Genomic DNA, 9,338 nt, shown 5'->3' with positions numbered 1-9,338 from the left:
GGCGATCATCGACCGGCTGCCGCTGGCCGAGCGTATGACGCTGGCCGGGGACGAGGCCATCCCGCGTGAACTGCGCCTCGACCTCGCGCTGACCAGCTATGGTCGCGCGGTGCAGTTGCAGGACAATGCCGCCATCGACCGATTGGCGGCGATGTTGGAGACGCTGCTGCCGCAATTGGCGACCGACTGGCGGCGGATCACGCATACGCCTGCGGGAAGCTCCAAGCGCTTTGCCGAGGCCTTCGTCATGGCCAAGATTCCCAGCCTTCGTGTCGATCTCGCCGATTACGCCCGGCCGGAAGGGACGGAGCCGCAGTTCAGCGGTTATTGGGAGGACTGGCTGCTCCTGCCGCCGGGACGCGCGACACGGGCCGGGCGCGTTCCGCCGCCGGGAGCCTATCTGCCCGATGCCTATGGTTATGGCGGCGAGCCGGGTGACGCGGAGCAGGAGGCGGCGGATCTAATCTGTCTGACCCGGTGCGGGCCAGGGCATGCTCCGCTGCATCTGCCCGGCTTCGCGGTGGCGGGACTCGGCCGGGCGCAGGCCGAGCGGCGCTATTTCCTCTATGGATCGCCAGAGGCCCCGCCGCCTTATGCCCGGTCGCTCTGGGACGAGATGCTCGCCTATGTCCGCTCCCATCCGGCCGAGCCACGTGCGGCCGAGGCGCTCTACCGCCTGATCCGGGTTGCGCGTTGGGGCGGGAATCATGATCATCTGGGCAAACGGGCGTTCCGCCTGCTGCACGATCGCTATCCTCGCTCCGTCTGGGCGCGCCGGTCGCCCTATTATTACGACTAAGCGCGCCGCTTGCTGATCAGGCGAAGATCTCGGTCAGGCGGTCGACGTCGGGACCGTCTTTCCAATGGCGCAATTCGATGAAGATCGCCGCGAAGACCAGCGTGGCCCAGCTTATGATGGCCGCCGAGATGACCCATTGCAGCAGCTGGAGCAGGATGGACGGCGACTGGACCGCCGCGGCTTCGACATGGCCGCGAAAGGCGCCGAGCGTACCGCTCGCGGCCATGCTGCCGATGCCGAGCGCCAGCGAGATGAGGAAATAGATCACGACCGCGAGCAGGCCGATGCCGAAGACGCGCCAGCGCGCGCCCTTGGTCAGCGCACGGCTGCGGCCGAACGCGCCGAAGATGCCCGTACGTTCGGCCACGATGGCGATCGTGCTGACCGACCACATGACGGCCAGCATGATGCCGGGCACCACCAGGAAGATAGTGCCGAGCCATACCCCGATCAGGAACAGGATCTCGACCGCCAGCAACGGCAGAGCGCGCGTCACCCCGAGTCGCAGCACCTCGGCGACCTTTGCGTTCCGCCCCTGATCGTGGGCGATGGCGACGTGGATCAGCGCTCCATAGGCGACCAGCCAGAGCAGGGCGGCGATGATGCCGTATAGGCCGATGCCCACGTACATCCCCTGATTCGCCTGAGCCGCTCGCCAGGCAGGCCCTATCACCAGGTCTGTAATGAGTTGCGGCACGGCAATCAGGACGAAGGTCAGGCCCAGCGTGGCAACCGGGTTGGCCTTGATGATGTTGAAGCTGCGTGAAAAAACATTGCCGACGGACAGGCCGTGCGGTGTTTCGGACGTGATGGCCTGACTTGCCATATGCTCTCCCCCCTCAGGTGCTTAGCCATGGTGGCAAGGCCCGTCCGCCCTGTCCACCCATCCCGTTGCTCGGCACTCCGACAATATACGATTGCACCTGTCGGCGTTCCGTCTACAGTCGGGGTGGGGTACCGCGACGTCGCTTGGGAGGGCATCATCGCCGGATTGGAACAGAAGGCGGCTGCGGCCGATCGTGTCGCTGCGGCCCATGCCGCGCTGCGCGCCGATCCGTCGATCCAGTTCACGCTTCCCCCGTCCCCCAAGCCGCCCGAGCCCCCGGAGTGGTTGAAGGCGCTGGGGCGCTTCCTGTCCGATCTGTTCCGGCCGATCGGTCGCTTCCTGCGCTGGCTGACCAGCCTGATGCCCGATGCCCCTTATGCCCGCATCCTGCTTTGGGGGCTGATCGCGATCATCGTCCTCGCGCTGATCTGGATGATCGTGGAGCGGTTGCGCTCGGGCGAGTGGCGCTTGCCGAGAGGGCGGCGGACGTCTGAAGCCGCTGTCATGGCCGACGACGATCACTGGACGCCTGACGCGGCTCCCGCCCGCGCCTGGCTGGCGGCGGCCGATCGCCTCGCCGACGAGGGACGTTTTGCCGAGGCGATCCATTATCTGCTCTTCCACTCGATCGACGATATTGCCCGCCGCCGCCCCGCCTTGCGGCGACCATCGCTGACCAGCCGCGAGCTGGCGTCGGCGAGCCTGTTGCCCGGCGCGGTGCGCCCGCTCTTTGCCAGCATCGCCGCGCTGGTCGAGCGCAGCCTGTTCGGCGGACGGCCGGTCGGGGCGGATGATTGGGCGGTCGCCCGCGCCGCCTATACCGATCTGGCCCTGCCGCAGCGGTGGCGCGCATGAGCGAGATCGCGATGGGCAAAGGCCGCGGGGCCGCAGATCGTCTCTTCTCGCCGCTGACGATCGTGCTGATGCTGGTCATCGGCATTATCGGCTTTGCGGGGTCGTTGCTGCTCGGGGCCTATGCGCCCGACCTGCGATCGGGGCAGAATGGCGGCACCCATGCGCTGTCGAATGCCGCGACCGGTTTTTCCGGCATCGTGGAACTGGCGCGCGCGACCGGGCGCAACCCGCGCATCGTCCGGGCCGAGGCTGGGTGGGACACCGACGACCTGGTCGTGGCGACGCCCGACCACGGCATGGTCGATGTCAGCAAGTTGATGGCTGGGCGGCAAGGGCGCGCGACGTTGCTCGTTCTGCCCAAATGGGCGGTGAAGGGCGATGAGGATCACAAGGGCTGGGTGACCCAATCCGGCCTGTTGCCGGCGTTCGATCCGGCCCGCATCCTCGCCCCCGCGACCGAGATCGTCATCACCCGCCATGCCAGCGGCGGCCGACCGCTGCACGCCGTCGTCTGGGCGCCGCCCGCGCTGAACGTCGCGGCGCCGCGCGCCCTGCAGGTGATGACGTCGAAGGCGCTGACCCCGATCGTCACCGATGACGAGGGTGGGATCGTGCTGGGCCAGGTTAAGGGGACCAGCACCTATATTTTGGCCGACCCGGATATCCTGAACAATCACGGCATCCGTCGTCTGGACCGCGCCCGTGCGGCGCTGGCGGTGTTCGATTTCGTGCGCGATAATGCGTCCAAGGGGATCGCGTTCAACGTGACGTTGAACGGTCTGGGGCGGGGGCGCAGCCCGCTCAAGCTCGCCTTCGAGCCGCCCTTCCTGGCCATGACGCTGGCCCTCGTCGTCGCGCTGGCGCTCGTCGGGTGGCAGGCCATGGTCCGTTTCGGACCGGAGCGTCCGCCGGAACGCGCCATCGCCTTCGGCAAGGCGGCACTGATCGACAACAGTGCGCGGATCGTGCGCAAGGCGGGGCGGGAAGGCGGGCTGGGCCCGCGCTACGCCGCCCTGATCCGCGAACGGGCGCGGACCATCTTCGGCGTACCGGGCCGCCTGACCGATGCGGAGGCGGATCGCCATCTCGACCGCTTGCAGGGGCAGGGGATCTTCACCGCGCTGGTCGCGGAGGCGTCGCAGGCCCAGCATCCCGCCGACATGCTCGCCAGCGCCCAGGCGCTGCACCAATGGCAACAGGAGAAGACACGGTGACGGTTGAAGAGGTCCAGGCGCTGGGGCAGGCGATCCGCGCCGAGATCGGCAAGGCGGTGGTCGGCCACGACACCACGGTCGACCTGTTGCTGGTCGCGCTGTTCGCGGGCGGCCATGTCCTGCTGGAAGGGCCGCCGGGCACTGCCAAGACGCTGCTGGCGCACAGCTTTGCGCAGACGCTGGGCCTGGATTTCGGGCGTATCCAGTTCACGCCCGACCTGATGCCCGGCGATATCATCGGCGCGAACCTGTTCAACTTCCAGACTTCGACCTTCACCCTGACGCGCGGGCCGATCTTCACCGAGCTGCTGCTCGCCGACGAGATCAACCGCACCTCGCCCAAGACGCAGGCCGCACTGCTGGAGGCGATGCAGGAGCGTACCGTCACCATCGACGGCGATAGCCTGGCGCTGAGCAGCCGGTTCACCGTCGTCGCGACCCAGAACCCGATCGAGCAGCAGGGAGTCTATCCGCTGCCCGAGGCGCAGCTCGATCGTTTCCTGTTCAAGCAGATCGTGCCCTATCCGACCGCCGAGGAGGAGCGCCGGATCGTCGCCGGACACGGTGCACGGCCCTCCGCCATGTCGCCGGTCGACTGGGGTGTCGAGACCAAGGCGGATGCAGCGACGATCGAGGCGGCGGTGGCGACGGTCGCCCAAGTCCGGCTGGTCGATGAGGTGATCGATTATATCGTGGCGCTGATCCGCGGCACGCGCGGGGTCGCCGATCTGGAGAGTGGTGCCTCGCCACGCGCGGGTGCGATGCTGGCGGGCGCGGCCAGGGCTCGAGCGGCGCTGGACGGGCGCGATTTCGTGATCCCGGACGATGTGAAGACGTTGGCACCCGCGCTGTTGCGCCACCGCCTGATCCTGTCGCCCGCTGCCGAGATCGGCGGCCGTGCGATCGAGGATGTCGTCGCCCAGATCATCGAGACAATCGAGGCGCCGCGTTGATCTATCCGACCCGCATGGCGGTGCTGTCGGCGGCGATCGGTGCTCCGGTCGCGCTGCTGGTCGCGATGCTGTTTCCGGCCACCTGGTATGCGGGTCTGGGCTGGCCGATCGGCGTGGTGCTGCTCGTCTTGGTCGATGCGATGCTGGGTCGGGCACGGACGAGGGCCGTCATGGAACTGCCGAGCTCCGCCGCCGTGGGGGTGCCGCTGGCGGTGCCTGTCGCGCTGACGGTCGAGGGACGGCCTGTGAGGGGGCCGGTGCAGTTGGCGGTTGCGGGCGATCCGCTGGTCACTTGGGCCGACGAAGGACAGCTCGATATCGCGGTCGAGGGCGGGAGGGGTGTGGGCCTGTTGTCGCTGACCCCGCATCGCCGGGGCACTGCGCATTTCCCGACACTGTGGCTGCGCTGGAGCGGGCCGCTGGGCCTGACATGGCGGCAACAGCGGATCGAGGAGGAGCGCAGCCTGCCGATCCTGCCCGATGTGGAGGCGGTACGCCGCTACGGCGCGCAGGTGTTTCAGCGTCATGCGGTACAGGGCCTGCTCGCTCAAAGTGATCGCGGCGACGGGACCGATTTCGACGCACTGGTCGAGTTTCGGTCGGGCATGGACCGGCGCGCGATCGACTGGAAACAATCGGCCCGTCACCTGAAGCTCTTCGCCAAGGAGTATCGAACCGAGCGCAACAGCCAGATCGTGTTTGCGATCGATGCAGGGCGGCAGATGTCCGATCCGGTCGACGGCATCCCGCGCGTGGACCGGGCGGTGTCGGCGGCCTTGCTGACTGGTTGGCTGGCGCTCAAGCTCGGGGACCGGGTGGCGCTCCATGCCTTCGACTCCCGGCCGCGTGTCGCCAGCGGGTTCATCGGCGGGTCGGCGGCCTTCCCGGAGCTTCAGCATTTGGCCGCGGGGATCGACTATAGCGGGGACGAGACCAACTATACCTTTGCCCTGACGACGCTCGCCGCCCGGCTGACGCGGCGATCGATGATCGTTCTGTTCACCGAATTTACCGACCCGACCTCGGCCGATTTCCTGGTGCGGGCGGTGGCGCGGTTGCTGAAGACGCATCTGGTGCTGGTCGTGGTGCTGCGCGACGACGAACTCGAAGGCTTTGTCGAGGCGGCGCCCTTCACCCCGGCCGATGTGACCCGCGCGGTAACGGCGGGGGCGCTGCTGCGCGATCGGCGACTGCTGCTGCTCCGCCTGCGCCATCTGGGCGTGCACGTCATCGAAAGCCCGCATGACGAGGTCGCCGAGCGGTTGGTCGAGGGTTATGTAGACCTCAAGCGTCGGAGCCTGTTGTGAGCGCCTTCGTCGAAGCCGCCCCGCCGCTGGTCAATGCCAGCCGCTTTCGCGCCGCCCATGAAGAGGAGTGGGCGCGGCTGGATGCGCTGCTCCAGCGGATCGAGAAGCGGTCGGTGCGTGTGCTGTCGGAGGACGACCTGCTCGCGCTGCCCGTCCTGTACCGGGTGACCCTGTCTTCGCTGTCGGTCGCGCGCGAAACCTCGTTGGACCGGGCGCTGATCGCTTATCTGGAGCAGCTGTGCGCACGGGCCTATTTCCAGCTTTACGGCGTGTCGGACTCGGTCTGGCGCGACCTGGCGGGCTTTTTTACCCGGGGCTGGCCTAGCGCCGTCGCGTCCCTGTGGCGCGAGACCCTGGTCATGCTCTTCCTGACCGTGGCGAGCACGCTGGCCGCTTACTGGCTGGTCCGCGCCGATCCAAGCTGGTTCTACGGCGTCATTCCCGAAGCCCTTGCGGGCGGGCGCGATCCCAGCGCCTCGGCCGAGGCCCTGCGCGCGACGATTTATCAGAACAAGGAAAGCGGACTGGGCATCTTTGCCAGCTTCCTGTTCGGCCATAATGCGCAGATCGCGATCTTCGCCTTTGCGCTGGGCTTCGCCTTTGTCGTGCCGACTGCGCTGCTGATCGTCTATAACGGGCTGACGCTGGGCGCGATGATCGCGGTGTTCGCCGACAAGGGGCTGGGGCCGAACTTCCTCGCCTGGCTGGCCATTCACGGCACGACCGAGATGTTCGCGATCATGATTTCGGGTGCGGCGGGGATGCGGATCGGGACGGCTATCGCCTTTCCGGGCCGACGGAGCCGGATGGCGGCGCTGGTTTCGGCCGGGCGAACCTCGGCCATCGCGGTGGCAGGGGTCGTCCTGATGCTCGGCGTTGCGGCGATCCTGGAGGGCATCGGGCGACAGGTGGTGACGAGCGACGGCCTGCGCCTGGGCATCGGCATGGCGGTGCTGGCGATGTGGCTGGTCTATTATTACGGGATCGGGAGGCGATATGCGCTTCATTCGCCGCACTAAGAAAGCCCCGCACACGCTCAAACGCAGCTTCGTCACGCCGGAGGGTGTCGACCTTCAACTCGAACTGGGGGGGGCGGGAACGCGGGCTGCGGCCTTCCTGATCGATCTGGTGTTGATGATCGTCGTGCTGATCGCGGCGACCCTCTCGCTGTTTCTCTTCAGCCAGGCGACACGCGCGGACGTCGCGGCCATCTTGTGGCTGATCGGGGCCTTCTGCCTGCGCAATGGCTGGTTCGTGCTCTTCGAGATGAGCGGGCGCGGCGCGACGCCGGGCAAGCGGCTGATGGGCCTGCGGGTGATCGCGCGTGACGGCGCCCGGCTGACCGCCGGGGCGGTGCTGGCGCGTAACGCCATGCGCGAGATCGAGATATTCTTGCCCCTGTCCTTTCTGGGCGAGCAGGCGGCGTCGGGCACGGCGGATGCCTTTCTGGCCATCTTCGCCCTGTGCTGGAGCGGCATCTTCCTGTTCTTTCCGCTGTTCAACCGCGACCGGTTGCGGGTCGGCGATCTGGTCGCGGGCACCTGGGTCGTGCAGACCGTCCGGCACAGCCTGGCCCCGGACCTGGTGGCCGATACGCACCGCCCGCGCCGCGCATTCTCCGATGCAGCACTGGCGCTCTACGGCGTGTATGAATTGCAGACGCTGGAGGACGTCATCCGCACCGGTGACGCAGAGGCGCGGGGTGCGGTTGCCGCGACGATCCGGCGCAAGGCGGGGCTGGCCGATGATGGCGATGCCGATGCCTTTCTCGCCGATTATTACGCCGCGCTGTGCGCCCGGCTGGAGAGTGGTCTTCTCGTGGGGCGGCGTCAGGCCGACAAGTACAGCGCGGCCGGGCGGTAAGACGCATCAGGCTGCGGCGCGCTCCTCGTCGATGATGGCGCGGGCGACCACGGCACATTGCCCGCATTTGGGCGGCCGACCGAGCGCCTGATACATTTGGCAGGGGGTGACCGATCCGGCCCGTGCCGCGTCGCGGACCTGGGATTCCCGGATGGCATTGCATACGCAGACGACCAAGGCGCTCTCCATCTGAAGCATCGTCTTCGTAGCGCTAATGAGAGTGGATCGCAAGGCTGTTGCGATGCGTTTGCAAATATTATCGCCTGTTTCCATTGGCTGCCAGTCGCCACAGTCGCTCCAGAGGTCCTTGGCCGAACCGCTCGAGCCATGGCTTCGACCATAGCAGCATCAATGCGCAGGCCGGCGGGATCAGCCAGTACAAACTCGCCCGATCCCACCGTGCGAACTGACCCAGACCATGGCCGTAGAAGATCAGCGTCATCAGTACGCTGGTCCCGATATAATTGGTGAAGGCCATGCGCCCCGCCGCCGCGATCCGCGTCGTCCACCACGTGCCGGGGCGCAGCAACAGCAGGATCAGCGCGGCATAACCCATGGTGCCGATCAGTCGAAACGGCGTGTCGAGCAGCAACTCACCGAGCGCCACCATGCGCACGTCGAACCCGCTCCACCAGATCGCGGTGGCGGTGGCGGCATAGGCGGGGAGCGACAGCCCCAAGCCCCACAAGGCCCAGCGCCGATAGCGTTCGCGCGACCACTGGCCAGTCAGCAAACCGGATTTCAGCGCCGCCATGCCCAGCAGCATGGCGCTGAGCGTATCGGGGCCGATCTGGATCAGGTCGAGCAGCGGGTTGCCGTTATGGGCGATCCGAAACGCGGTCGAGGCGGTCCACGGCCCCCGCATCGCCATGATCTCGGGCATCAGCCGCGCCGCGCCGGGTGTACCGAACGCATCCTGATAGAGGTTCCAGAGCATCAGCCGTTGCGGCGTGTCGCGCGCCGCCGCCTCGAAAAGCCCGAGGCACTCCAGTCCGGCCATCGTCATCGACAGGCCCGCCATGGCGATAGCGGTCAGCACCAGTGGCCTAACGCCAAGGCCGACAAAGGCCAGCGCGATCACACCGACCAGCGCGTAATGCGCCAGGATGTCGCCGCTCCAGATAAAGGTCAGGTGCGCCATGCCGAACAGGAACAGCACCGCCATGCGCCGCAGGTGCAGTGCCGCGCCGTTCCGGCCTGCCGCGTCGGCGCGCGTCAGGATCAGCAAGGTCGATGCGCCGAACAGCATCGAGAACAGGCCGCGCATCCGCCCGTTCACGAATATCTCGGTCAGGACCCATGCGACGAGATCGGCTCCGCGCGCGCCGCCCCAGGCCAACGGATTGGAATAGGCCGGACCGGGCAACGCAAAGCCAGGCAGATTGGCCAGCAGGATCGCCATCACCGCCACCCCGCGCAGCGCGTCCAGCGTCAGCAGCCGCTCACGGGGCGAGGTCTCGACGGGTGTCGGAATAGGGTCGGGACCGTCGGCCAAGGGAAAGCTCCGTTCAGGCCGGTGGC

The 9,338-nt window shown here is 67.4% G+C and carries 9 protein-coding genes and 1 pseudogene; 7 read left to right on the top strand and 3 right to left on the bottom strand.

What is annotated here, in order from left to right:
* Nucleotides 1-799: pseudogene (locus tag SB4_RS20050) on the top strand (hypothetical protein); the annotation flags it as partial.
* A gap of 16 nt (nt 800-815) precedes the next feature.
* Here the strand turns inward: SB4_RS20050 and SB4_RS13675 are convergent.
* Nucleotides 816-1,625, bottom strand: coding sequence for a hypothetical protein (locus tag SB4_RS13675; RefSeq protein ID WP_058752998.1), 810 nt, complete (start codon nt 1,623-1,625; stop codon nt 816-818).
* Nucleotides 1,626-1,748: 123 nt separating this feature from the next.
* Between SB4_RS13675 and SB4_RS13670 the strand changes: the two genes are divergently transcribed.
* Genes SB4_RS13670 through SB4_RS13645 form a run of 6 tightly spaced genes read left to right on the top strand, consistent with a single transcriptional unit; the run spans nt 1,749 to nt 7,817 of the window.
* Nucleotides 1,749-2,480, top strand: a complete 732-nt coding sequence (locus SB4_RS13670) for a DUF4129 domain-containing protein (RefSeq protein WP_241488618.1) — start codon at nt 1,749-1,751, stop codon at nt 2,478-2,480.
* Complete coding sequence (locus SB4_RS13665) at nt 2,477-3,694, top strand: hypothetical protein (RefSeq protein WP_058752997.1); 1,218 nt, start codon at nt 2,477-2,479, stop codon at nt 3,692-3,694. Before SB4_RS13670 ends, SB4_RS13665 begins: the two co-directional genes overlap by 4 nt.
* Nucleotides 3,691-4,647, top strand: a complete 957-nt coding sequence (locus SB4_RS13660) for an AAA family ATPase (protein ID WP_058716623.1) — start codon at nt 3,691-3,693, stop codon at nt 4,645-4,647. The genes SB4_RS13665 and SB4_RS13660 overlap by 4 nt, the downstream gene beginning before the upstream one ends.
* Nucleotides 4,644-5,954, top strand: coding sequence for a DUF58 domain-containing protein (locus SB4_RS13655; RefSeq protein WP_058752996.1), 1,311 nt, complete (start codon nt 4,644-4,646; stop codon nt 5,952-5,954). Before SB4_RS13660 ends, SB4_RS13655 begins: the two co-directional genes overlap by 4 nt.
* Nucleotides 5,951-6,973: a stage II sporulation protein M gene (locus SB4_RS13650; protein ID WP_058752995.1), complete on the top strand. Its 1,023-nt coding sequence runs from the start codon at nt 5,951-5,953 to the stop codon at nt 6,971-6,973. The genes SB4_RS13655 and SB4_RS13650 overlap by 4 nt, the downstream gene beginning before the upstream one ends.
* Entirely contained in the window at nt 6,951-7,817 is an 867-nt protein-coding gene (locus SB4_RS13645; protein ID WP_058752994.1) for an RDD family protein, read from the top strand. The genes SB4_RS13650 and SB4_RS13645 overlap by 23 nt, the downstream gene beginning before the upstream one ends.
* Nucleotides 7,818-7,823: 6 nt before the next feature.
* Here the strand turns inward: SB4_RS13645 and SB4_RS13640 are convergent, their stop codons facing one another.
* The gene (locus SB4_RS13640; RefSeq protein WP_058716653.1) at nt 7,824-7,994 is read right to left on the bottom strand and encodes a (2Fe-2S)-binding protein; all 171 of its coding nucleotides are present in this window, start codon (nt 7,992-7,994) and stop codon (nt 7,824-7,826) included.
* Between the two features lie 79 nt (nt 7,995-8,073).
* Nucleotides 8,074-9,312: a DUF418 domain-containing protein gene (locus tag SB4_RS13635; protein ID WP_241488617.1), complete on the bottom strand. Its 1,239-nt coding sequence runs from the start codon at nt 9,310-9,312 to the stop codon at nt 8,074-8,076.
* Between the last annotated feature and the right edge of the window lie 26 nt (nt 9,313-9,338).

It is taken from the genome of Sphingomonas sanguinis (assembly GCF_001476905.1).
GTDB lineage: Bacteria > Pseudomonadota > Alphaproteobacteria > Sphingomonadales > Sphingomonadaceae > Sphingomonas > Sphingomonas sanguinis_B.
The sequence above is the reverse complement of the archived record's forward strand: the minus strand, read 5'-3'. Positions and strand labels throughout refer to the sequence as shown.